General features: G+C 53.3%; 17 protein-coding genes. 10 read left to right on the plus strand and 7 right to left on the minus strand.

The window, feature by feature from the left end; all coding sequences use genetic code 11:
- The first annotated feature begins 719 nt into the window (after nucleotides 1-719).
- Both AC0MA3_RS17035 and AC0MA3_RS17040 read left to right on the plus strand, forming a co-directional pair.
- The gene (locus AC0MA3_RS17035) at nucleotides 720-2,444 is read left to right on the plus strand and encodes a glycoside hydrolase family 3 protein (RefSeq protein ID WP_474657057.1); all 1,725 of its coding nucleotides are present in this window, start codon (nucleotides 720-722) and stop codon (nucleotides 2,442-2,444) included.
- Nucleotides 2,434-5,280, plus strand: a complete 2,847-nt coding sequence (locus AC0MA3_RS17040) for a glycoside hydrolase family 88/105 protein (RefSeq protein WP_474657058.1) — start codon at nucleotides 2,434-2,436, stop codon at nucleotides 5,278-5,280. The genes AC0MA3_RS17035 and AC0MA3_RS17040 overlap by 11 nt, the downstream gene beginning before the upstream one ends.
- Before the next feature lie 73 nt (nucleotides 5,281-5,353).
- Here the strand turns inward: AC0MA3_RS17040 and AC0MA3_RS17045 are convergent, their stop codons facing one another.
- Nucleotides 5,354-6,241: a LysR family transcriptional regulator gene (locus tag AC0MA3_RS17045; RefSeq protein WP_379157794.1), complete on the minus strand. Its 888-nt coding sequence runs from the start codon at nucleotides 6,239-6,241 to the stop codon at nucleotides 5,354-5,356.
- 165 nt (nucleotides 6,242-6,406) lie between these two features.
- Between AC0MA3_RS17045 and AC0MA3_RS17050 the strand changes: the two genes are divergently transcribed.
- Nucleotides 6,407-7,156, plus strand: coding sequence for an SDR family NAD(P)-dependent oxidoreductase (locus tag AC0MA3_RS17050; RefSeq protein ID WP_474657059.1), 750 nt, complete (start codon nucleotides 6,407-6,409; stop codon nucleotides 7,154-7,156).
- A gap of 92 nt (nucleotides 7,157-7,248) precedes the next feature.
- Here AC0MA3_RS17050 and hflX read toward each other — a convergent pair whose 3' ends face one another.
- The gene (gene hflX / locus AC0MA3_RS17055) at nucleotides 7,249-8,526 is read right to left on the minus strand and encodes a GTPase HflX (protein ID WP_474657060.1); all 1,278 of its coding nucleotides are present in this window, start codon (nucleotides 8,524-8,526) and stop codon (nucleotides 7,249-7,251) included.
- A gap of 532 nt (nucleotides 8,527-9,058) precedes the next feature.
- On the minus strand, nucleotides 9,059-11,200 hold the full coding sequence (locus AC0MA3_RS17060; RefSeq protein WP_474657061.1) for a DEAD/DEAH box helicase: 2,142 nt from the start codon (nucleotides 11,198-11,200) through the stop codon (nucleotides 9,059-9,061).
- 639 nt (nucleotides 11,201-11,839) lie between these two features.
- Here AC0MA3_RS17060 and AC0MA3_RS17065 point away from each other — a divergent pair.
- On the plus strand, nucleotides 11,840-11,989 hold the full coding sequence (locus tag AC0MA3_RS17065; RefSeq protein WP_474657062.1) for a hypothetical protein: 150 nt from the start codon (nucleotides 11,840-11,842) through the stop codon (nucleotides 11,987-11,989).
- Between the two features lie 98 nt (nucleotides 11,990-12,087).
- On the opposite strand, the gene AC0MA3_RS17070 is transcribed toward AC0MA3_RS17065, so the two are convergent.
- The gene (locus tag AC0MA3_RS17070; RefSeq protein ID WP_474657063.1) at nucleotides 12,088-13,737 is read right to left on the minus strand and encodes an SWIM zinc finger family protein; all 1,650 of its coding nucleotides are present in this window, start codon (nucleotides 13,735-13,737) and stop codon (nucleotides 12,088-12,090) included.
- Between the two features lie 247 nt (nucleotides 13,738-13,984).
- Here AC0MA3_RS17070 and AC0MA3_RS17075 point away from each other — a divergent pair, with 247 nt between their 5' ends.
- From AC0MA3_RS17075 to kdgT, 3 genes are all read left to right on the plus strand, one after another.
- Nucleotides 13,985-16,303 carry a helix-turn-helix domain-containing protein gene (locus AC0MA3_RS17075; protein WP_474657064.1) on the plus strand — a complete coding sequence of 773 codons (2,319 nt, stop codon included), beginning with the start codon at nucleotides 13,985-13,987 and terminating at the stop codon, nucleotides 16,301-16,303.
- Between the two features lie 173 nt (nucleotides 16,304-16,476).
- Nucleotides 16,477-17,487, plus strand: a complete 1,011-nt coding sequence (locus AC0MA3_RS17080) for a tripartite tricarboxylate transporter substrate binding protein (protein WP_474657065.1) — start codon at nucleotides 16,477-16,479, stop codon at nucleotides 17,485-17,487.
- A gap of 169 nt (nucleotides 17,488-17,656) precedes the next feature.
- On the plus strand, nucleotides 17,657-18,661 hold the full coding sequence (gene kdgT / locus AC0MA3_RS17085; RefSeq protein ID WP_379158731.1) for a 2-keto-3-deoxygluconate transporter: 1,005 nt from the start codon (nucleotides 17,657-17,659) through the stop codon (nucleotides 18,659-18,661).
- A gap of 120 nt (nucleotides 18,662-18,781) precedes the next feature.
- Here kdgT and AC0MA3_RS17090 read toward each other — a convergent pair whose 3' ends face one another.
- Nucleotides 18,782-19,369, minus strand: coding sequence for a hypothetical protein (locus tag AC0MA3_RS17090; RefSeq protein ID WP_474657066.1), 588 nt, complete (start codon nucleotides 19,367-19,369; stop codon nucleotides 18,782-18,784).
- Nucleotides 19,370-19,599: 230 nt separating this feature from the next.
- On the opposite strand from AC0MA3_RS17090, the gene AC0MA3_RS17095 reads away from it, so the two are divergent.
- From AC0MA3_RS17095 to AC0MA3_RS17105, 3 genes are read left to right on the plus strand one after another with little or no spacing between them, the layout of a single operon-like run.
- Nucleotides 19,600-20,175 (plus strand): bifunctional transcriptional activator/DNA repair enzyme AdaA, encoded by a 576-nt coding sequence (locus AC0MA3_RS17095; RefSeq protein WP_474657067.1) that lies wholly within the window; start codon nucleotides 19,600-19,602, stop codon nucleotides 20,173-20,175.
- On the plus strand, nucleotides 20,168-20,722 hold the full coding sequence (locus tag AC0MA3_RS17100) for a methylated-DNA--[protein]-cysteine S-methyltransferase (RefSeq protein ID WP_474657068.1): 555 nt from the start codon (nucleotides 20,168-20,170) through the stop codon (nucleotides 20,720-20,722). The genes AC0MA3_RS17095 and AC0MA3_RS17100 overlap by 8 nt, the downstream gene beginning before the upstream one ends.
- Entirely contained in the window at nucleotides 20,703-21,602 is a 900-nt protein-coding gene (locus tag AC0MA3_RS17105) for a DNA-3-methyladenine glycosylase family protein (RefSeq protein WP_474657069.1), read from the plus strand. The genes AC0MA3_RS17100 and AC0MA3_RS17105 overlap by 20 nt, the downstream gene beginning before the upstream one ends.
- A 42-nt stretch (nucleotides 21,603-21,644) precedes the next feature.
- Here AC0MA3_RS17105 and AC0MA3_RS17110 read toward each other — a convergent pair whose 3' ends face one another.
- Together AC0MA3_RS17110 and AC0MA3_RS17115 are read right to left on the minus strand one after the other, a co-directional pair.
- Nucleotides 21,645-22,475: an alpha/beta hydrolase gene (locus AC0MA3_RS17110; RefSeq protein WP_474657070.1), complete on the minus strand. Its 831-nt coding sequence runs from the start codon at nucleotides 22,473-22,475 to the stop codon at nucleotides 21,645-21,647.
- Between the two features lie 54 nt (nucleotides 22,476-22,529).
- Nucleotides 22,530-23,051 (minus strand): MarR family winged helix-turn-helix transcriptional regulator, encoded by a 522-nt coding sequence (locus AC0MA3_RS17115; RefSeq protein ID WP_474657071.1) that lies wholly within the window; start codon nucleotides 23,049-23,051, stop codon nucleotides 22,530-22,532.
- Nucleotides 23,052-23,101: the final 50 nt, after the last annotated feature.

The raw sequence follows: 23,101 nt of genomic DNA on the forward strand, positions 1-23,101 counted from the left end.
TGAAGATGCTGTAGAGTCTAGCTTCATCTTCCTGACTAACTTGTGGAAATCCATGCTGTTGCGAGTGCTGAGTGGAATTTGTATCAATTATTATGCCGAAAACGCAATGAAACGCCAGTCAGCCGGAAATCCTGCAGAATATGCAACAATAAGTGTCACTGAGCCGCCAAACGGCTGGAAATCCTGCAGAATGTGCAATCCTCGAATATAGACTGGAAACCGAGAATTAGTGATACTTCTTCCACATTGTTGGGTTGCTACTCTAGCGCTGCAATGGTTGGATACTGTATTTAAAGGTTTTACATTACATGTATTAGATATTTATCCCTCTAGAGACTGTGTAGGATTTCGAACTTTTATTATAGATGGTCTTATTTAGTCTCTGCCGTTCTCGGAATACACTTAAAGCAGTGAAGAAATCACGCAGGGTCAGAATGATCTGGCACCTGCGTGATTTGAATCTGGAGATTTAGGGGCAGCGGAGCGAACCCATGCTGTTAGCGGGTTAGGGGCAGCGAAGCGTACCCTTGCACTTGCGCAGGTGAGCAGCAGCCAAAGCGTCCCCGTAGGGGTGAAGCGCTCTCTGCACACAGTAGCCGGGAGCGCAACCCCTCCGCCCACGCCAGCCATCCGGGTGTCCAGAGGGCCGGGGCCCTTGGGGTCCCCCTTGGCTAAGGGGGATTTAGGGGGATCGAATTCAGTCAGGAGGAAGTATAACCATGTTAAGGCCGCTAACAAAGGAAGAGCAGGAGTGGGTAGAGCGGACGCTCGCATCCATGAGCCTGCGGGAGAAGATTGGGCAGACGATGCAGGACCATGCAGGGCGGCTGCCCTTCAAGGGGAATGATGCCGAGTCGCTTGCAGCCTATCTGAAGATGTACCCGGTGGGCAGCTTTTTTATCGGCGGTGAGGTTATTCAGAAGGCGGCGGGCAAGGCGGAGGAGTACCGGGAATGGACGGAGCAGCTGCAGCGGATCAGCACATATCCGCTGCTGTTCTCCGGTGATCTGGAATTTGGTGCGGGATCGGCAGTCAAAAGCTTAACCGCATTCCCGCCGCTCCTCGCGCTGGCAGCTGCCGATGATGAGGACTTGGCCTATGAATATGGGAAATTCACGGCGCTGGAAGGGCGGGCGGCGGGCTTTACCTGGGCGCTGGCACCGGGAACGGATCTTTTGATGAACTGGATGAATCCGGTCATAACTACGCGTTGCCTGGGGGATGATCCCAAGCGGGCGGCAAGGCTGGCTGTTGCAGTCATGCGGGGGATGCAGGATCATGGCCTGGCCGCATGTGCGAAGCATTTTCCGGGAGATGGGGTGGATTACCGCGATCAGCATATCGTGACTACCATTAACGGCTTGACCGAGGAAGAGTGGTTCGCCACTTACGGGCAGGTGTCGCAATCTATGATTGATCAGGGTGTGCTGTCATATATGACCGGGCATATTGCACTTCCCTGGATGGAGGGTGATCCAGGGGAGAAGCCCGTACCGGCAACGGTATCGGAGCGGATCACCACGGAGCTGCTGCGGGAGCGTATGGGCTTTGAAGGTGTAGTGCTGTCGGATGCGCTGGATATGGGCGGATTCCTGGCCTGGGGTAGCTATGAGAAGCGGATAATTGACTGCTTCAACGCTGGAACAGATGTGCTGTTATGGCCGGGTACAGATTATTTCGGGGTGATGGAGCGAGCCGTCAGGGAAGGGACCGTCCGCATGGAACGGCTGGATGCGAGTGTCCGCCGTATTCTGGAGCTCAAGGCCAGGCTGGGTCTGCAGAATACTGACGAAGAAGGACGGGACCCCCAATCGCTTCCGCTGCTGAACGACAAGTTGCCGCCGCAGCTCGATCTGGAAGCAAGAGGGCTGAGCCGCACCCTGGCAGAACGCAGTATTACGCTTGTCCGCAACCATGGCGGGATTCTGCCGCTCAATCCTCAGACCACCCGGCGGGTGCTGGTCATCATGTTGAACAAAGTGACGGAAGGGCGCAAGTATGAGCGGATGAATATCTTTGTAGATCTTTTAAGAAACAGAGGGCTACAGGTCGATATTCTGGATGAATTCGAGCCGCTGAGCACGATCCGGAAATGGGAGTTGTTGGGGATTCGTTGGGATGCTGCTTTTGCACCCTATTTTCTGCCTCTGCACGGCATGATGAACACGGCCCGTCCGGTAGGCGAGGCGGCCAAAGCGATATGGGCGATGCAGCATGCGGAGACGGTCAGTCCGATTGGAATATCTTTTGCCACCCCCTATTTGCTGCAGGATATGCCGTTTCTGGATGCGCTGGTAAATGCCTATTCACTGCATGAAGAAACAGTGGAGCTTACGGTCAAGGCGCTGTTCGGGGAGGTTTCCTTTCAGGGACAGTCTCCGGTGAAGGCGGGCGGGCAGGGAGATTATATCGGTTTAAGGGGGCTTCATCATCTTGAACACTGAGCGGAAGCTTGCGGAGACACTGGACCTTCTGTTTCAATACATGACTTCGGAGGAGCATCAGGGCCACTGGGGGATGGACATCGAACACTGGGATTGGGTTCCGGGCGTTGGCGTGATTTCTTTGATGGAGTATGCGGCAGTCTCCGGGGAGGAGAAGGTTCTAGATTACTTACTGCTGTGGGTGAACCGGAATAAACGCAAGGCTGATGGAGTAAAAGTCATCAATGCTCTCGCTCCGTTCGCGATTTTTCCAGAGCTGTACCGTCTGACCGAAGACCCCTGGTTTCTGCAAAAAGCGATATCCACCGCCGGCTGGATGCTGAACACTGCGCCGGTCACGCGGGAAGGGGCGCTGGAGCATACCGTAACCGAGAATGTGGATTTCCCGGAACAGGTATGGGCAGATACGGTCTATATGGCTGTCTTGTTCCTGGCTCGCCTGGGCGGGATGACTGGAAATTCCCGGCTGGCCGATGCTGCATTGCAGCAGACACTACTGCATATGCAGCTGCTGCAGGACCCGGCTACGGGTCTCATGTATCATGGCTGGAACAGCCGTGAGGGCCATCATATGTCTGCGGTCCGCTGGGCGCGGGCTAATGCCTGGATCACTTTGGCAGTTCCGCAGATTGTGACGGAGCTTCAAGGCGTGACTGGCATTCCGGAAGAGCTGAACCACCGGTACCGCTTGCTTGCAGAGGGTCTCCGGTCTTGTCAGGCCGTGAACGGATTGTGGCATACGGTCCTGAACAGAGCCGATTACGTTCAGGAGACTTCAGGCAGCGCGGGTATTGCCTGCGGCTTCTTCAAAGGCGTGAAGAATGGCATGCTGGATTCCTCTTATTTGGACTCCGCCAGGCTGGCCGTGAGCGGCATTCTTCCGCTGATTGCGGAGAACGGTGAAGTGCAGGGAGTATCCGGTGGCACGCCAGTCATGCCTTCCGAAGAAGCCTACAATGCAATTGAAGTGTATCCTTCACTCTACGGGCAAGGGCTTGTAATGCAGCTGCTGGCTCAGGCACTGGATCAGGGACTAGATCAGGAACTGGAAAGGAAGGTCATTGTGAAGAAAACTGCAGAGGGAAGCATGGCTCCTAAGATACCGGGTAAGGAGGCTTCAGCTAATAAGCATAAGACCATCGATCAGCAGCGCCTGCTGATCCGTAAAATACAGACGCTGGAGTCCCGGTATAACCCCGAGCTTCACCTGCTGCGCTCCCCGTTCAGCAGTCCGGGTTACCATACCACGCTGCGTGAAGCCGAGTTCATCCATTCTACGCGGGATTCGCTGTCATATGCGCTGGGACTGCTGGATACGGAGTTGCCAGAGTATGAGCAACGGGCCTTCGATATTATCACTCAGGTCGTATCTCTTCAGGACACCGACCGCAGCCATGATACCTTCGGTATCTGGTCCTGGTTCTACGAAGAACCGCTGGCACAGATGGCCCCGCCGGACTGGAACTGGGCTGATTTCTGCGGTAGCCGGCTGGTCCAGGCGCTCTCGCGCCATGGATACAGGTTTCCCCAGCCGTTGCGGGCGGCGGTGGCCCAATCCATCGAGTACGCCTGTGAGGCAATCATCAAGCGGAATGTCGGGCCTGACTATACGAATATCGCAATCCTGGGAGCTTTCGTCACCCGAGTCGCCGGAGAACAGCTGGGCCACGAGGATTACGCAGAATATGGACTGAAGCGTCTGCAGAAGCTGTATGATTATACGATGGAACGCGGTGCTTTTCAGGAATACAACAGTCCGGTCTATACGTACATTGCCATTCTGGAGCTGTCCAAGCTGCGTGCCGAGACTATGGATGACAGCGTGCGGGCGCTCAGCGGTGAACTGATTGACCTGAGCTGGAGGACAGTGGCCGGCTATTACCACCCGGCGACTGCACAATGGTCCGGGCCGCATTCACGTTGTTACGAGACGCTCCTGAATAGTCAGGGTAAGGCTTTTTTGCAGCTGGCGACCCGGGGCGAAGTGATGTTTTTTGATTGGGATCAGCTTCCTTATGAAGAAGAATGGTATCGAAGCGGGTTCGAATGCCCGGCTGCTTATCTGGAACTTTTCACCGTTCCGGCTACAAGGGAAATCCGGCAGCTGTATGAAGGGAGCAAGACGGATGCTGGCAGCGGGAAATGGGCCGTTACTTTTATGACCCCTCAAGTGAGTGTGGGTTCATTTACCAATAGTGATTTGTGGAATCAGAGACGGCCGCTGCTGGTCTATGCGGATAATAACGGCTATCCATCCTATATACAGCTGCGCTGTCTGCATGACGGCTATGATTTTTGTTCGGCCCGCTTCAAGTCGAAGCAGGAACAAGGGCAGGTGCTGTTCGGTATTGATTTTATCACCGATGGCGGGGATACCCATCCCAACCTGGACCCTACCGGGGGTGCCATAGAGGCTGAAGATTTACGGCTGCGGCTTGAGATCGGGGGGCGGCTGGAAGATGTGCTGGCTGAGTCTACGGAAGAAGGGGCGGTCATCCGGATTGGAGAAATAGAATGTGTGCTGACGACTTGGTTTGCAGCCTTTACCGGACATGAAGGTTCGAGACGTGACTGGTCTTGGGAGGTTCAGAAGAGTGCGGAACACCTTCTGGTGGAGCTGGTTCTATACGCCGGCCCGCGCAAGCGCATAGATCTTAATGCCCTCCGGCAGGCGGCTATGGTCTTTTCACTGGATATTCAGCAGGCACCACAAGGCTTCAACCCGCAGATTACGGTTGCAGACGGGAAGCTGCGGGTAAGCAGCGGCGGGGATGAAGCAGAAGCCTTTTCCCTCTGCCTTAACCCAGGTCCCGCAGAGGCGGGGGCTGCCTGTTAAACTGCTCAAAAACACAGAAGAAGACAGGAACATTCCTTCCTGCCTTCTTTGTTGTGTCTGCGATAAAGCGAAATCAATGAAATTCCGACTGCAGCCGTTGAATGAATCTTTTAGATACCTGCGAAGGATGTCTACCCTTATGAAGAACCCAACCATATTGAACAGGAGTTAAGCTGGGCATTTCAAACGCTATAGGGACCATCTCAGGCAGGATATCTGTGAAGGAGTACTCTAGTCCGATGGTAATGGCGAGCCCGCGATTCACTGCATTTTGAATGGCCTTCGTATTATTTGTTGTGAAAAGAATATTGGCTTGGCCAAACATGGAGATTAATGCTTGGGTATGGTCCCAGAGATCCTCATCATCATATAACACCAACGTTTGTCCAACTAATTGTTCGGGCGTGATTTTCTTTTCAAGGGCCAGCGGCGAATTTTTACTTACCCCTACAACCATTTTCCCCTCTAAAAGCTTTTCAAAGGTCAAATGCTCACTTTTTTCGATAAACTCCTCCGCTAACACGATTAATCCGATATCAATGTTGCTGTGCTCCAGATCATGTAGGATCTCCTTCGGCCCTTTTTCGAAAATTTCAATCTTGACCTGAGGATAATCCTCCTTAAATTTTGAAACAACATCTACGAGTAAATGCATAGGACCGGGTATGGTAGCTATCTTCAATTCCCCACTCAAAGTGTTGCTGCAACTTTTAGCCTCGTCCTTTAGTTCATTCACTTTTACCAGGACTTCACTTGCTTTTTTGATGATTTGTTTTCCTTCTATGGTAGGCAGGGCTCCCAGACCACGGGAACGGGTGAATAAGGTGACGCCTAATTCGGTTTCCAGTAAGGAGATGGATTGGCTGATTGCCGATAAAGTGACATGTAAATCCTGAGCAGCTTTGGTATAAGACCCCTTGTTCGCAACCTTTACAATGTATTCAATCTGTTCAAGATTCATCGTCAGCTATCCTTATTAAGTATGGATTAACTATTAGTAAATATAATTAAATTTTATTTAAATTTAGAGAGAGTTACACTGTATATGAAAGTACTTTCAATAGAAGATGATTTATTGCCCATTACTATTTTAGTCTATTACATCACCGTAGAGGAGGAGAATTTGATGAGCAGCACAAGAGTAGCAGTGATCACAGGCGGGGCAAGCGGAATAGGGAGAGCTACAGCCTTGAAATTTGCAAGTAAAGGCGATCAAGTGGTTGTCGCTGACTTTAATGAAGAGGGCGGCAAGAAGACGGTTGAAATGATTGAGGCAGCGGGCGGCGAAGCTATTTTCGTCAGAACGGATGTGTCAAAATATGAAGAGGTCGAGGCGCTCATCGGACAGGCAGTTGCAGCCTTTGGCAGAATCGATGTGATGTTTAATAATGCAGGCATCGGGCGGAATACACCCGTCCTGGATCAAGACCTGAAAGACTATCATAGTGTAATCAATGTCAATCAGCATGGTGTTGCCTATGGTATCATTGCCGCTGGCAAAAAAATGAGAGAGCTCGGCATTAAAGGTGTGATTATCAATGCAGCATCTGTTTTCGGCTTTCTGGCATCTCCGGGTACTTTTGCCTATCACGCTTCCAAAGGCGCTGTCATTATGATGACAAAATCAGCCGCATTAGAATTGTCCCCCTATGGAATACGGGTAGTGGCGGTTGCACCGGGTGCGGTGGATACACCTATTATCCAGGGATATAAAGATCAGGGCCTGGTCGAATCCATGAAAGCCAAAGTCATCGGAAATAAACTGACAACACCCGAGCAGGTAGCCGATTCCGTCTATTTGCTTACCTTGGATGAGGCAAGTGCAATCAACGGCAGTGTGGTTATGGCTGATGAAGGATATGCTTCGTTTAAATAAGGAATTCTCAAACACAAAGACTCCGCATCAGCTAAGTACTGCAGCTGCGGAGTCTTTGTCTGTTTAATGAGTCATTTAAGCAGTATCTGCTTCTACTGTGAAATGGTAATAAAATCGTCCTTGAACCGTTCATAATCGGCAGTCCGGCATTCCAGCTTCAGGCGTGTGCCCTCTTCTTCATAGCTGACCGACTGCACATCGGCATGGTCATTGAAGTAGGACACCACGCTGCCACGGTCGAACGGAACGAGAATTTCACACTGGATATAATCATTAAATACCTGACCCCGGATCAGCCCGATCAGCTCGGCGATTCCGCTGTTTTGCTTAGCGGACAGGGTAACGGAATTCTCAGCAACCACTGGGTATGGCAGTTCCGTCAGGTCGGCTTTGTTATAAGCGATTACGGTCGGGATTCCATCTGCACCCAGTGCCTTCAGGGTCTCTTCCGTTACGGCCATATGCTGGCTGACCTGCGGATCGGAAATGTCGGCTACATGAATCAGCAGGTCAGCCTCGGTCACTTCTTCGAGCGTAGAACGGAAGGCTTTGACCAGATGATGGGGCAGCTGGCTGACAAAACCGACCGTGTCGGTCAGTAGGAACGTCTTATGGTCCGGCAGCTCAATACTGCGTACCGAGGTCTCCAGTGTGGCGAACAGCATATCCTTGGCCAAAACCCCTTTTTCCGAGCCGGGGTGAAAGGTATCCACCAGTGTATTCATAAGACTGGATTTACCGGTATTGGTATAACCGACAAGACAGACTACGGGCACCTCATTTTTGCGCCGCTGCTTGCGCTGGATCTGCCGCCGGGCTACCTGTGTCTGCAGCTCAAGCTGCAGCGCCGTGATCCGCTCCTCGATTCTGCGCCGGTCCAGCTCCAGCTTGGTTTCTCCGGCGCCGCGGTTCTTCAGTCCAGAGCCGCCGCCTTGTCTACCCAAGGACTCACGCATCCCGGTCAGCCGGGGGAGCATATACTGCAGCTGTGCCACCTCCACCTGGAGCTGGGCTTCCTTCGTCTTGGCGCGTTCGGCAAAAATATTCAGGATCAGCACGGTCCGGTCGATAACCTGGCGATCCAGCGCCGATTCCAGATTACGGATCTGGGAAGGGGACAATTCATCATTAAAAATAACCACCGGTGCATCGTACGCCTCCAAGAGGGCATTCAGTTCAAGGATTTTACCTGTCCCGATATAATGCGACGGGTTAACGCGGCTGGATTTCTGGCTCAGCTCGCCGACCACCTCAAGCTCACAGGCGGCTGCCAGATTGCGCAGCTCTTCCATGGAATAGGTGAAATCCTTGTCATTCTGCAGCTGAACACCGACGATTACTGCCTTTTGCTGTACAGTTTCAGTTTCCATATATTTATTCAACCTCCATTAGTAAAATAAAAAAGCACAGGCAGGCTGCCTGTGCTAACAGTATCAATAGAGGACAACAGAATAGGATGGAGGGAAGGGGGGATCTCCCGGGTCCCTCCGTCAGCATCTCCCATAGCAACAATGAATGTACTGAAAAAGCACTGGACAGAAGGAACAGCAAGCTGCTCCACCTGTATGCCACGGCGGTTCATTGATATGGTGTATGAAGATGCAATTATTCCTAAAGGCGTGTGCCGGCTTCCGTTCCTGTCTGCCGGACCAAAGTTCAAGCTGTGGGTTGCCTTCAAAAATGGATAGACCTATCCTGAGTCCTCTGCACGGGGCAGAGCTTTCGCGCTATATAATTAGCTTAGCCGCGTAAAGTACGAATCCGGATATAGTCTATCACACGCAACCCTCCGTTCTACAAAAGTTACGTTGATTCTAACACATCCGCTGAAAGCTGGCAACTTACTCCAATTCAGGGAGTGCCAGAGTGACAGCCTGACAAACGGTGTTTCGGAAGGTCCGGTTAACCAACCCATTCCCGGCGTAACGTGAACAAGTCCTTCAGCGCATCAGTGGACAGCTCGGTAATCCAGCCTTCCGAGCTTGCGATTACATCATCGCTGAGCTGCTGCTTGCTCTCCAGCATTTCATCGATTTTCTCCTCCAGCGTCCCCAGCGAGATGAACTTATGCACTTGCACATCTTTGGTCTGGCCCATGCGGTAGGCACGGTCCGTGGCCTGGTTCTCGACAGCCGGATTCCACCAGCGGTCGAAATGAAAGACATGATTGGCTGCGGTCAGGTTCAGGCCAACGCCTCCTGCCTTTAGCGAGAGGATGAAGACATTCGGCTGGTCAGACTGCAGCTGGCCGTCTGCCGGCAAGGATTCTCCCTCCGGAAGCGGGGGGGCCTGAAACCGTTCAATCATATGGTCGCGGGCGCTTTTGGGCGTACTTCCGTTCAGATACAGCACCGGCTCTTGCAGCTCCTGTGACAGTACGGCCTGAAGCATCTTGCCCATGCCTACATATTGGGTGAAGATCAGACAGCGTTCATTCTCCTCACGCAGTTCCCGCACCATGGCCAGCAGCCGCTCCAGCTTCGCTGACCGTTCAATCAAGGGAGCCGTGTCGAGGCGGCCCCCGGAATCGGCCTCAGGCAATGCCTCCTTGCTCAGCAGCATCGGATGATCGCACAGCTGCTTGAGGCTGGTCAGCGCGGCCAGTATGGCCCCTTTGCGCTCCATGCCTTCCAGATTTTGCATCCGTTCCAGGAGCCCGTTGACGTTCTGGTCATACAAGGCCGCCTGTTCAGCGGTGAGGTGAACATAGGTTTTCATCTCATTTTTGTCAGGAAGATCCAGCTGGATGGCCGGGTCTTTTTTCTTGCGGCGAAGCATGAACGGCTTGACCATCCGCTGCAGATCGGCCGTACGCTTCGGGTCCCGTTCCTTCTCTATAGCGTTGGCGAACCGGTCCTGGAAGGACTTGGCGCTGCCCAGGTAACCCGGTGTGATAAAGTCGTAGATTGACCACAACTCGGAGAGCCTATTCTCGATAGGTGTTCCCGTCAGCGCGATCCGGTGCAGTGCGGGAAAGCTGCGTACGGCTACGGATTGCTTGGTCCCGGCATTTTTGATGTTCTGCGCTTCATCCAGGCAGACTGCGGCCCAGGTGAATTGCTTCAGCAGCTCCTGGTCGAGAGCAGCCGTGGCGTAAGAGGTCAGGACCACATCGGCCTGCGAAGCAGCGCCGTAGAAGTAGCCCGCATCCAGCCGTTTGCCTCCATAATGCAGCATCACATTCAGGGAAGGGGCGAAGCGCTGCAGCTCTTTCTGCCAGTTGCCGAGTACTGACGTCGGGCAGATGATCAGGGAAGGCCAGCCGGGCGGGTCCGTCTGCCGCAATCGTCCTGCTGAAGGGTCCGCTTCAGCAGCTTCCTGCTGATCCTTCAAATGGAGCAGGTAGGCAATGAGCTGCACGGTTTTGCCGAGGCCCATATCATCGGCCAGAACGGCTCCGAGGCCGAATCGGCGCAGGAAGGCCAGCCAGGCATACCCTTCGTGCTGGTAGCTGCGAAGCTCTGCGTGCAGCCCGGCAGGTACTGCGGGCTGCGGCCACTGCTCACGCTGCCCAAGCTGGCCAATCAGCTTCACCAGATGCGCGTTCAGCTCGACCTCCAGCCGGAAGCGTGCGGCCTCCTCCTCGGCCTGTTCCGCGGCGGCTTCAGCCGCATCGTCTTCGCTGCTGCCGAGCAGATGCAGCTGAAGCACATCCTGGAAGGACAAGCCCTGCGACTTGTCCATTCCAGCCATGGCCCGCTGAATCTGGGCCAGCAGGGCCGGGTCCAGGGGAATCCACTGGCCCCTGAACTTCACGAGCCGTTCGCCGCGCGCGACCAGCTCCGCGAATTCCGCCTCGGAGAGGTCGGCGTCGCCGATGGAGATGCGCCAGTCGAAGTCGACCAGCGCATCCAGCCCAAAGAGCGATCCGTCGCCGCGCTTGCCCTCGCCGGAGCTGATCTTGGCGCGCAGGCGCGGTTTCTTCCGGCTGGCGGCCTCCCACCACGCCGGCAGCAGCACCTGCCAGCCGGCCTCCAGCAGGCGCCGGCTGTTGACCGTGAGGAACCGCCACGCGACCTCGTCGCTAAGCGGCTCCCCCAGCACATCGCGCCCGCGGCCGATGTGCTCGCCGGGCAGGCTGTCCCGCAGGCGCGACAGCCACCCGGCCGCCCGCTCGTGGACGTGCTCCGTCCACGGTGCGGGCCAGCGGCCATGCGGCTCTCCGTCATCGGAGAGCCGCAGCGGCACAAGCGCGGATTCGTCGCGCTTGTCCTGGAGCAGCAGCTGCAGCCGCCAGGAGGACGAGTCCTCGTCCGGCTCCAGCAGCTGCAGGGCAGGGCGGAACGGCGCGCTGTCCGCCTTCCAGCCGATGGACATCAGCCAGCTGTCCGCGTCCATCCCGGCGGCCTGGGGCCCGCTGCGGCTGAACAGCAGCGGGAATTCGCTCCGCAGGTCGCCGGCTTCGGCTTCCGTGCGGTAATACCGCTGAAAGACCGCCGCAGAGAAGGCAGCCTGCAGCCCTACCGCGAGTGGGCTGCGCTCCTGCAGCCCGCGCAGCGCCTCCGCTGCGGCTGGATTGCCTGCAGCCAAGCGCGCAAGCGCCTGGCCGTCCCAGTCCCAGCGCAGCTGGCCTTCGCGGAAGGCGGAGAAGCTGGGAACGTACTGCTTGTCGTCCAGCAGTACGGCCAGAACCGGGGCAAGTGCGGTTAGCAGCTCCGCGTTGCCTGCCCAGCTCCAGCCGATATGCTGAAGCACCTTAAGTTCCGCGAAGAATGGAATCACCTGCTCAGCGGAAAGTATGACCAGCTCGACGCCGTCGGCGCTCTGGGTCGTCAATTCCGTGCCATAGAAGGAGTCCTCATGCCAGGCGAACAATTGCTGCTTGAGCAGTAGGCCTGGGACGTAGTCATTCCTCTCATTGACGCCATAGATCAGGGCATCGCCATATTGGCTCAAGGCTAGCTGAACGGTAATATTTCGCATTTGTGTATTCATGGGATCAGCTTTCCTTTCCGCAGCTCCTCCTGCAAGGCGCGAAGCCGGCTGTGCCGGGCGGTGAAGGCATCCAGGAATTCCTCCCACCGCGCCTCGCGCTTCAATTTCTTGTACAGCTTGGCGAGCCGCTTCAATAGCTTCACGGCTGCCTTATAGCTGTGCCGGTTCTTCTCCAGCACGAACCGCTCTACCGCCTGATGGTAGAAGGGTAGCAGAAGCTCCGGCGCGTTCTTCTCTACCGGCTGCAGGTCGCTGACCCGGAAGTCGGAGGGTTCTTTACCAGAGGCTAATTGATAGTCCATCCATTCCTGCCACTTGCCGGCGGCCAGCAGCTTCTCTTCGTAGATATCCTGTGAGAGCGGAAGCATCCCCGACAGGGTTCTCCACATTTGAGGCTCAGTTTCCGGGAGGTGACGAACAGCGTCCTCCCAATAACCGGCATAGCCTTGCAGATTATAGAGACGGCTGTTCAGCAGCGGGCCTATGGCTTCGAGCCAGGCCGCAAGGCGGGACCAATGCCCGGCTTCAGCGAGCGGTGCGAGAAAGCCCATCAGCTCGTCCGGGTGAAGGCCGGGCCGCTCCGATGCAGCAGCCAGCCGTTCCCAGGCCGCTTTATCATCACTTAGGTAGAAGTACATCCGGCTCTCCGCCAGTTGCAGGGCGGAGCGGTTCACTGCGGCACCCAGTCCGCTTGCACGCTCCCGAAGTGCATCAAGCTCCTCCAGATACAGCTCGGAGCTACTAGTGTTCGGGGCAATCCAGCTCGTCCAGAGCCGGTCGTAGCAGAAAGAGAAATAAGGCTGCTCCCGCAGCCGGTCGCGCGATTCCGTCAGCATCTCCAGCCGGATGTAATCCAGGGTTTCCTTCACCCGGGGCCACTCTTCCTGCTCTGAAACCAGCGGCAGGCCGGACTTCATTAGGTTCGCAACAGACCCCTTAAGCTCCGAGACTGCAATAGCCGTGTAATATCCCAGCGAATAACTCGAAGAGGAGAGGGGACCTGCGTTATACGTGGTGCTGATCGGCTGGATGAGGCTCTCCAGGATGAATAGACGGGCATTGAGCTGGAACAGCAATTCAGCGGCAGGGGCCAGATCTGCCTTTGCTTCCATTATGGCGGACAGTGCTCTGTCGGAATACTGCGGATTGCGCACGGCCTGTGCCAGCGGCGCAGTGAGCAGTGCCATGTATTCGCGCCACTGCCCCACCGTTGCTGCCGGAATCAGCCCGGCGAGCTTCTTCGCCTGTTCCCGGCGGCTGCCGGAGACACCGGTAACCGCAGAAGCCTCTAAGGCCTCTGTCTTCTTGCGGTCGATGATAGCCTTGGCATTGGCAAGCATATTCACAGACCGCTCCTGTGATTCGGCAACACTCATCAGCACCGCCGCCATATGCTTGCAGGGCTCCTGCACCGGGCAATCACAATGGCTTTCCGTCAAGTTGTCCAGCTCAAGGCTGACAGCATAATCCTCTCTGCCCTCGACTACGGCCATAACTCTCCGGGGCGAGATCATCCGGAGAGCCTTGACACGGTTTTGCTTATAATATTGAAATCCCCGCTTGAGATTCAGATCCTCAAAATAATAGGCCACATCCGAAATGAGCTTGTCCCATTCGGCGTCGTTGATCATCAAATTAGGCTGCATTAGGTAATCTCCTGTACAAAATTCTTTGTGAACCCGCGTGTTTATCACGAGTAGAAACGGCGCCGTCCCTTTACAGGAATGGCAAATCCGTTTCCCCTTGGCTTCTACTATTATATCATTGTTCATGTTCATCACTCTAAACGTTTAAAATCTTAAAGAGTATGATATGCTCCATATTGAAGTATAGAAAAAACATGCTACTCTATGGTCTGGGTCAAAAGACCCGCGGAAGGATGAAGCAACGCCAATGCTGCGATTCAAGTTAAAATATTTGCTGAACAACAAACAAAACCGGCTGATCCTGATGTTGACCGTCAGTGTATCGCTGCTGATTATACTGATCGGCCTGTTCTCTTACAGGGAATACCGGAACGCACTGGATACCGAGCTGAACACGCCGAATATAGAGCTGCTGCAGATCAATCTGGATGTGACGAACCGGGCATTCCGGGAGTCGGACAATAAAGCGGTGGATCTGTCGTTTCACCCTGTAATCCTACAATATATTGACTCCGCCTCAGCAGATCAGGCAGGCATCGCCGCCGGGCCGCAGGATTATCTGATAACGCTCGCGACAGAGCCGGACATTCACGCCATCAGCGTGATCAAATTCAAGGATCATTCCGTGATTTCCAGCGGCTACGGCTACAAAGCCTCCTGGGATGAGGCGCCGGAGCATGCCTGGACCTCATGGATTGAGGAGATTAAGGATAAGCCTCTGCTCATCAAGAGAAGGGTATATACTGGCACCGACCCCCAGCTCAGCAACACGGAACTGCTGTCCTTAGCCCGCCCGATTGTCCAGAAGGGTGAGGTGACGGGAGCTGTGCTGATTGATCTGGATTACGACATGCTGTTCTCCAAAATGTACAGTCATCTGTCGAGCTATCAATTGGTGTACGATCTTGAAGGCGAGCTGATCTATCCGAAGCTGAACGTGCCGTTTCCCCTTGCGGAAATGAACAAGATGCTGAAAGACATTGATGTAAGCCCGTTCGCCCATGTGAAGATTGAGGGCAAGGCCTATATGGCCAACCAGACCTTCTCCAATGTGACCGGCTGGCGGCTGGTTTCACTCGTTCCCATGGAGCAGCTGCTCAAAAATGTGACAACGGCACGGAACATGATGATTATGCTGTCGCTGATCTCCATCGCTGTGGGCTGCTGCGCGATCTACTATTATAACTTTGCAGCCTTCCGGCCTCTGAAGCGGATCAACAAGCTGCTGGCACCGGATATGGAGTCGGCCGGACATGGCAATCTGTATGATCTGGAGCCGGTAATCGGCAAGCTGGTCGGTGATTTCCAGAGCAAATCGCTGGTAGCGGATTGGAGCCTGCCGGAGCTGCGTTCCAAATATGTGAATGATCTAATTGCCCGCAGCATGGGCACGCAGGAAATACAGACGAAGTGGGAGCATTATTTTGCCGATTGGCAGGAGGGTCCCTTTGAGCTGGTGATGATATCGGTTGACCGCCATTCACAGTGGGCGGCGGCTTTTATGGAAGAGGACCAGATGCTGCTGAAATATGCGATGAATAACATTATCCTGGAATATTTTGAGCCCTCCTGGAGAGCTGTAACTGCGGCTCCGCAGAAGGATAGTATAGCCGTGCTGCTTCAGCCCCTGACGCAGGAAGAACGTGATCTTAAGTCGGAAGCGGTCAGACTGGTTGGCATTCTGGATGAAGTTCTGAAATTATCCGTATCCATCGGGATCGGCAGTACCGCATCCGGTATTTCACAGGTAGCCCATTCGTACAACGAATCCATGTTGGCCTTATCCTGCCGGCTGTATGAAGGTTACGGACTTGTACATGCATACACGGAAATGGAGAACCAATATACAGAGGGCGTCGGACCATCCGATGATGCCTGGAGGCAGCAGGTGCTGCACGCGCTGAATTCTTCCGATGCTGAGACGGGACAGGAGTGGGTCCGCAGAGGAGCAGCCGATACCCGCAAAAAGGGCATTCAACCGCAAAAGGTATTCCGGTCCATTAATGATCTGTTAGAGGAGATTATAAGTATAGCCTCAGCCGGTGGACATCCTCTTCCTGCCGAGCTTGCCGACTATACTTGGCATCAGGTAACGACTATGGATCTTACCGAGCTTGAAGATATGTTGTGCCGTATCGTCGTTCATATGGCTAATGTGCTGGGCGCACACCGGCAATCGAAGGAATATCTGCAGGTGCAGAGCCTAATCGCGTATATGGAGAGTCATTTGCAGGAGAACATCGGACTTCAGGATATCGCAGCCCATATCAATATGGGGGTATCCTCGGTCAGTACCCTCTTCAAAGAAGAGACGGGAACAACCGTGTATGACTACCTCACCAACCTGAGAATTGATAAAGCCTGTGAGCTTTTGCTGGACAGCGGACTGAAAATTGCCGATATTGCCCTCCAGGTAGGATACCAGAATGAGAATAGCTTCATCCGGGCCTTCCGTAAAATCAAATCAACGACACCCGGCAAGTTCCGGGAGAGTAACAAATATGCCAGCGAGTATGCAGATCGGCCAAAACCGCGCCATTCCAGCGTTTCTGAGGATTCCGAATAAGATAATACGATTGTAGGACACCCCCGAATAGGATAAAGTTCTATTTGAGAAAACTTTCACAGCTACGAAGTACACTAGCTGATGCTTGAGAATTCGGGGGTGAGGCGAGAGAGCAACCGGCAGGAATGTAGGTTCCGGCCAGCCGCTCGATATCCTTTAATAAGAGAAGAGGGATGCTTTTGAAACGGGGAATACGAATAGGAATCTGGACGGCATCGCTGCTCGCTGTGGTCATCCTCCTTCTTATTGGAAACCGCGTAACGGACGATCGCAGCAACAAGGGAGATCACGATTTCCCCAAGAAGCCGATCACATTAATTGTGCCGTACGCTGCAGGCGGAGGAACGGATACAACAGCAAGGGCATTAGCCAAAGCGACAGAGAAGTTTCTGGGACAGCCGGTTATCGTTGTCAACCGTACAGGCGGCGGAGGTTCCGTCGGACTGATGGAGGGCGCGAGTGCCAAGGGTGACGGATATACGGTGACTTTTTTGCCGGCCGAGTTAACCATCCTTCCACATCTGGGCCTGTTGCCGATTACCTATGAGAAGTTCAAACCCATCGCTCAAACCAATTTTGATCCTTCCGCCATTACCGTAAGGCAAGGCGCGCCGTGGCAAACCGTTAATGAATTTCTCGACTTTGCGAAAGCGCATCCAGGTGAATTGAAAATGGGGAACGCAGGAACGGGAAGCATTTGGCATTTAGCTGCCATAACGTTGGAACGGGAAACAGGTGTGAAGTTTGCACATATTCCCTTTGAAGGTGCTGGGCCCGCCGTCTCCGCTTTGATGGACGGTTTTGTAGATGCGGTGCCTGTGAGTCCCGCCGAAGTGAAAAAGTATGTGGATGAAGGAAAGCTGCGGACACTGGCGGTTAACGCCGACAAGCGCTCTGAAGCGCTGCCGGGCGTTCCCACTCTGGAGGAGCAGACCGGAATACATGTGAATTTCACCAGTACATGGAGAGGACTTGCTGTACCAAAGGACACACCGGACGCGATTGCGGATATACTCGCCGGGGCATTTATCAAGGGAACCGAAGACAAGGCATTCCGCGAGTATATGAATGAAAATGGACTTGGACTGCTGGTTAAGGACGGCAAAGAATTCTCCCGGCAATTAAAAGAAAGCGACGATTTGTTCGCCAAAATGATCCCGGAGCTCGGACTTAGCCGTAAGTAACGTGAAAGCGTAGTCAAGCAAATTTTCCCTCAGAGCCAGCTGATCACAGGTTTGCGTACTGTAACGGACAGTTAGGCTGGGGGGACTGATTTGCTGCGCCTATGCAAGACAAAATTATCAAGATTTGCAAAATTTTAAGGCATATTAAGAGAAGGGTATGATCAATCACATGAAAATCAAACAGACGATCGACAAAGTTCCTGGCGGCATGATGCTGATTCCTTTGTTCCTTGGCGCCATTATTCACACCGCTTTTCCGAATGCAGGCGAATATTTCGGAGGCTTCACCAAAGGCCTGATGACAGGTACTGTACCTATTTTGGCAGTCTGGTTCTTCTGTATGGGTGCTGCTATTGATGTTAGAGCAACCGGAACGGTACTCCGCAAATCCGGTACCCTCGTATTGACCAAAATCGCTGTAGCTTGGGTTGTAGCCCTGATTGCTATTCAATTCCTGCCTGAGGGCGGCGTTCAAACCGGATTTTTTGCCGGACTATCCGTTCTGGCGATCATCTCCGCAATGGATATGACCAATGGCGGCTTGTACGCTTCCATTATGCAGCAGTATGGCACCAAAGAAGAATCGGGCGCCTTTGTATTGATGTCGCTGGAATCCGGTCCGCTTGTTACTATGCTGATCCTGGGAAGCACCGGGGTAGCCGTATTCGAACCGCATGTATTTGTAGGCGCTGTGCTTCCTTTCCTGATTGGATTCCTGCTGGGTAACCTGGACCATGATCTTCGCGCTTACTTCGGCAAAGCTACACAGACTCTTATTCCGTTCTTTGGTTTCGCACTGGGTAGCTCCATTGACCTGGGTGTCATTGTAGATACAGGCCTGCTCGGTATTCTCCTTGGTATTGTTGTTATCATCATTACAGGTGTTCCATTGATTCTGGCCGACAAGTACATTGGCCGTGGTAACGGGACTGCCGGACTTGCCGCTTCCAGTACTGCCGGTGCCGCTGTAGCCAACCCTATGCTGGTTGCCAACATGAAACCTGAGTTTCTGCCAGCCGCTGAGACAGCAACCGCACTCGTAGCAGCATCGGTTATCGTGACCTCCATACTCGTTCCAATCATTACTGCTTACTATTCTGGTTACATGAAAAAGAAGAATCCGCCGGCAACAGATGCTTCAGTGGATCTTCAGGCCCCTAAAGCTGCAATATAATATATTCCTGTAACAACGTAAAATATACAGTATATAGAAAAAGGAATATACACATATAGCCCCTCCAAGCGCCGTTTATGGCGGTCACGGAGGGGCGTTTTTTTTTGCGATAACCGATGATTAGTTGATCAGCTTGTTGAACGCGGCTTGGTCAAAACGGTCGCCCTGCACAAGCCATTGTCCGTTCACATTGAACATAGTCAATATTCCCTCCATAGACACACGCTGGTTTTCCTTGCCCTCCTGATCCAGCAAGACCAGGTCTACGTTGTATTTCAGTTCGATGATATCTTTTTTTGTTCCATCCGTCAGTGTGAACTTTAAATTTTCAGGCTGCACAGACATGTGCTGCTTCTGGACAACCATTAAAGGCAGGGCAGTGTAACGGGTATTGACTGCTTTTTGATAAAAGTCTTCTGTCAGATAGGATCTCATCGCTTCGTTTCGCTGCTCGATGCTCTCTTCAGACAGGATATCCGCGTAATCCTTGACCGTGTACTCGGAATTTTTATACTCAGTGGCGGCTTGAACGGCTGCCGTTTCGGCTGTGCTGTCCTGCGGAGAAGTATTGTTCTCCGGTGCTGGAGCCGCAGTTTCAGAGGGCGGGGGACTGGGTTCGGGTACGTTATTAGATGCGGACTGGCTGCAACCTGCAACTAACACAAAGGAAAGAAAGAGTGTGCTTAATAACCATTGGTGCTTTTGCATAGCGATCCTCCTGCATTTTCAATAATGGAAAAAATTATATTAATATTACCATATTATGTTCTTCCTGGCACGGTACTGGTCCTGACAATTCCCTATGGTATTTGCTCAGATGAGTTGACGATGGCGCAGAATGCTGCTTTTCTTGAACTGTCGTAATCTTGCTCTCCTATTCCAAAGGGCTGCATAAGGTAAATTGAATCGTATATACTGGCGGTATGAGGTGATTGACAATGGAACAGGCGTTATTCGAGCAGATCTACGAATCCGTTGTGCGGCGCGAGCCCACCTATGATGGTGTGTATTATACAGCGGTGCTGACAACACATATTGTATGCCGCCCTTCCTGCCGGGCAAGAACGCCTAAGGCGGGGAATGTCGTGTTTTATAATTCATTGGAGCAGGCGGTAGCCGCCGGGTTCCGGCCCTGCAAAAGATGCCGCCCGGAAGAAGGCGGCGTGCTGCGTCCGGATGCGGTGCTTGCGGCCGAGACGGATAAGCTGCTGGAGGCAAAGCTGGGGCAGAAGGTCACTCTGCAGACCCTTGCCGGAGCGCTGAAGGTCAGTCCCTTCCATCTGCAGCGTACCTACAAGCGGGTCACCGGGCGATCGCCCGCGGAGAGGCTAGATCAACTGCGTGTGGAGAAAGCCTGTGCACTGCTGGCCGATACAGAGCTTGCGGTTGCCGAGGTGGGACAAGCGGTGAGCTTTCGCGGGCCTTCGCACTTTGCCGCGTGGTTCACGCGGAAGACCGGCTTGCCGCCGACCGAATACCGCAGCCAAAACGGAGGAGGAATTCATCATGAGTGAGATCACGATTTACCATCATACCCTGAACCTGGGGAATAGGGATTGGACTCTATGGGCCAGTGACAAAGGCTTAATCCGTCTGTCCTTTGGGAGAGAGGAGAAGCTGCCTGAGGGGAAATGGCTGCAAACCTATGCTCCAAGGCACCGTTATCAAAAGGATCAGGCTGTATTTGTCCAGCTGGGAATGATCCGTGAGCTGGAAAATTATTTTGCGGGAGTACCAGTCAGCTTCAAGGATATTCCTCTGGATATCTGGGGGACTCCGTTTCAGCAGGAGGTGTGGAAGGGGCTTGCGACCATCCCATTTGGTGAGGTCATTACCTACCGGGAGCTTGCCGGGAGGATTGGCAGGCCGCAGGCTATGCGCGCGGTAGGCACGGCCAACGGGCAGAATCCGTTGCCTGTCATTCTGCCCTGCCACCGGGTCATTGGCACGAACGGAACATTGACCGGCTACCGGGGCGGGCTCAAGCTGAAGCAGGAATTGCTGGTGCTGGAAGGTATTATGCATGTGGGGGAGGCGGGGCATGAACGGTTTGCTTTTTGAACTGCCGCTGCCGGAGTTCTTTGATTTCGGTGTTTGTCTGGAGTATTTGAACCGCTCGCCGCTGGAATGCCTGTACAGGACAGATCAGGAAGGGGTGACCCGTTATTTCAATCTGGACAACAAGCCGGTGCTTATCCGGCTGATGGTCCCGGAAGGAAGCGGGCTGCGGGTAACTCTGCTGCACGGGGAGGTGCCTAGCCCAGGTGCGGTAGCATGGCTGGCCCGATATATTCGGGAATGGTTCGATCTGGACCGTGACCTGCAGCCGTTCTACGGGCTGGCGGAGTCGGACCCGCTGCTTGGGCCGCTTACGGAGCAGCACAGAGGCCTGAGGATTGTCGGTATTCCCGATCTGTTCGAAGCGCTGTGTTGGGCTATTCTGGGTCAGCAGGTGAACCTGGCGTTTGCCTACAGGCTGAAGCAGCAGCTGACTGCCGCCTATGGAGAATCTCTGGAATGGGAAGGGCATATGTATTATCAATTTCCCGGCCCGGAGGTATTCGCGGATGTGCAACTGGAGGAGCTGTGCGCCTTGCAGTTGACCCGCAGCAAAGCGAGGACCGTGCTGGACGTGGCTGCTCTGATTGCCGGCGGCAGTTTAAGCCGCGAAGAGCTGCTGGCATTGCCATCCCCTGCTGCTGCCGAGCAGCGGCTGCTCCAGATCCGCGGTGTCGGCCCATGGACCTCGCAGTATGTAAGGATGCGTTGTCTGGATGACACCACAGCGTTCCCGGTGGGGGATGTGGGTCTGCAGAATGCGGTCAAATTCCTGATCGGCATGGACCGGAAGCCGACCCCGGCGGAGCTTTTGAAGCTGGCGGAGCCCTGGCGCGGATGGGAAGCCTATGCCACCTTTTATTTGTGGCGTGCGCTGTATTGAGCGCTCTTATTCATTGCACCCGGCAGGTCTGCCGGGTGCCTTTTATAGTTGTTTTTCCAATCTCTGCAGCCAGTCCAGTATGGTATCTACCGATTCTTTGTATCTCTGCCCTACTAGCACACCAGTGTGTGTGGTGTTCCACAGTCCTTTATATTCAGCATGGAGGTGCTCTGCTGCCGCTCTGCCCCGGCGGTCGCTATCATCACTGCTTACTGCAGCGATAACCAGGCACGGACAAGAAATCAAACGGCTGTCTATGGATATGCCTGCTGCTCCGAAATGAAAAGAGAACGCGCTAAAAGCCTTAGCGGACTCCATGCTCAGATATTTTCTCTGAAATTGACTGTCTTCCGGTGTTTCATCTATACTTGAATCTTCACGGTCTGGGGCTGGCAATAGGATGCCAGGGGTCATCGGGATTATATCTTGGTAAGGTACGACATCATGAACTTCTCTGCTTATGCTTGAATCAATTAACACGAGTCCGGCAATATCGGCCGATTCGGCCAACTTCTGGACCAGAATACCCCCCATGCTAAAACCGATAACAATCGGCGGAACGCCACATTCAGCGATGACCTCTTGAATATCCTCCAAATAATCCTCGAAGGTTATCTTTGTCATATCCAGGAGTCTGCTTTTGTAGTGGCTCCTCAAATTCATCACGTAACATGTCCATCCATTACGGATGAAGTGAGGGATATATTTACTCCACATCCAGCTGCCCGTATAGGCACCGTGGACAAAAAGCAATGGCGGCCTATGGTTAGCTGCTTTCGATAGAAGTTCCCCCTCGAATATCTCTAGAAATAGATCGTTGTTCCCCAGGTATTTCTCCGTATGCTCCGGCAATTCTTTCGTAAAATCTCTCACATGGTTTCCTCCTCATTATATTATTTGATATCAAACTATATGGTTAAAATTTTTTTAGAAGTTGTGATGTATTTTTTCTAAAATGCTAAGTAAATCTTCCTTTTCTTTATCCGAGATATTCAAGTAAAACAAGTCTAGCAATTCCGCAGATATAGCTTCAAAGACCGGTTCCAATTCTCTCCCCTTTGGAGTTAGAGCAACATACACAACCCTCGAGTCCTTACTATCCCTTTCCTTGGCCACATACCCAAGCCGGACTAACTTGTCGACGAGTGCTGTGACTGTTGATTTATCCTTATGTATTTTCTTAGAAATATCCGCCATCGTGAATCTGGGCTGCTTCAACAGCGCATAGATAATATCGCCATGCGAAGTGCCAATACCTTCTATCCCTTGCTTTACCATCTCTGCAACAATGAACCGGTTTACTTTCTCCCTAATCTTGGAGATCAATGAAATGACATCTCTAGTTTCCATATCTGCATTATAGTTTGACGTCAAACTAATGTCAAGTGAGTCTTTGCATCCAAAGTTAATGTATGTATGGACCGGAACGATGCCCGGTTTGTTGCGCATTATGCCGATCTTGGGGAGCTGGAGCTGGGTGTTCCGCTATATTCTGGATT

The organism is Paenibacillus sp. LS-5 (assembly GCF_056121505.1).

Coding starts and splice junctions, on each gene's coding strand:
- AC0MA3_RS17035 (WP_474657057.1), top strand. CDS start 720: ATGTTAAGGCCGCTAACAAAGGAAGAGCAGGAGTGGGTAGAGCGGACG.
- AC0MA3_RS17045 (WP_379157794.1), bottom strand. CDS start 6,241: ATGAATCTTGAACAGATTGAATACATTGTAAAGGTTGCGAACAAGGGG.
- AC0MA3_RS17050 (WP_474657059.1), top strand. CDS start 6,407: ATGAGCAGCACAAGAGTAGCAGTGATCACAGGCGGGGCAAGCGGAATA.
- hflX (WP_474657060.1), bottom strand. CDS start 8,526: ATGGAAACTGAAACTGTACAGCAAAAGGCAGTAATCGTCGGTGTTCAG.
- AC0MA3_RS17065 (WP_474657062.1), top strand. CDS start 11,840: ATGCTGAAGCACCTTAAGTTCCGCGAAGAATGGAATCACCTGCTCAGC.
- AC0MA3_RS17070 (WP_474657063.1), bottom strand. CDS start 13,737: ATGCAGCCTAATTTGATGATCAACGACGCCGAATGGGACAAGCTCATT.
- AC0MA3_RS17075 (WP_474657064.1), top strand. CDS start 13,985: ATGCTGCGATTCAAGTTAAAATATTTGCTGAACAACAAACAAAACCGG.
- AC0MA3_RS17080 (WP_474657065.1), top strand. CDS start 16,477: ATGCTTTTGAAACGGGGAATACGAATAGGAATCTGGACGGCATCGCTG.
- kdgT (WP_379158731.1), top strand. CDS start 17,657: ATGAAAATCAAACAGACGATCGACAAAGTTCCTGGCGGCATGATGCTG.
- AC0MA3_RS17090 (WP_474657066.1), bottom strand. CDS start 19,369: ATGCAAAAGCACCAATGGTTATTAAGCACACTCTTTCTTTCCTTTGTG.
- AC0MA3_RS17095 (WP_474657067.1), top strand. CDS start 19,600: ATGGAACAGGCGTTATTCGAGCAGATCTACGAATCCGTTGTGCGGCGC.
- AC0MA3_RS17100 (WP_474657068.1), top strand. CDS start 20,168: ATGAGTGAGATCACGATTTACCATCATACCCTGAACCTGGGGAATAGG.
- AC0MA3_RS17105 (WP_474657069.1), top strand. CDS start 20,703: ATGAACGGTTTGCTTTTTGAACTGCCGCTGCCGGAGTTCTTTGATTTC.
- AC0MA3_RS17115 (WP_474657071.1), bottom strand. CDS start 23,051: ATGCGCAACAAACCGGGCATCGTTCCGGTCCATACATACATTAACTTT.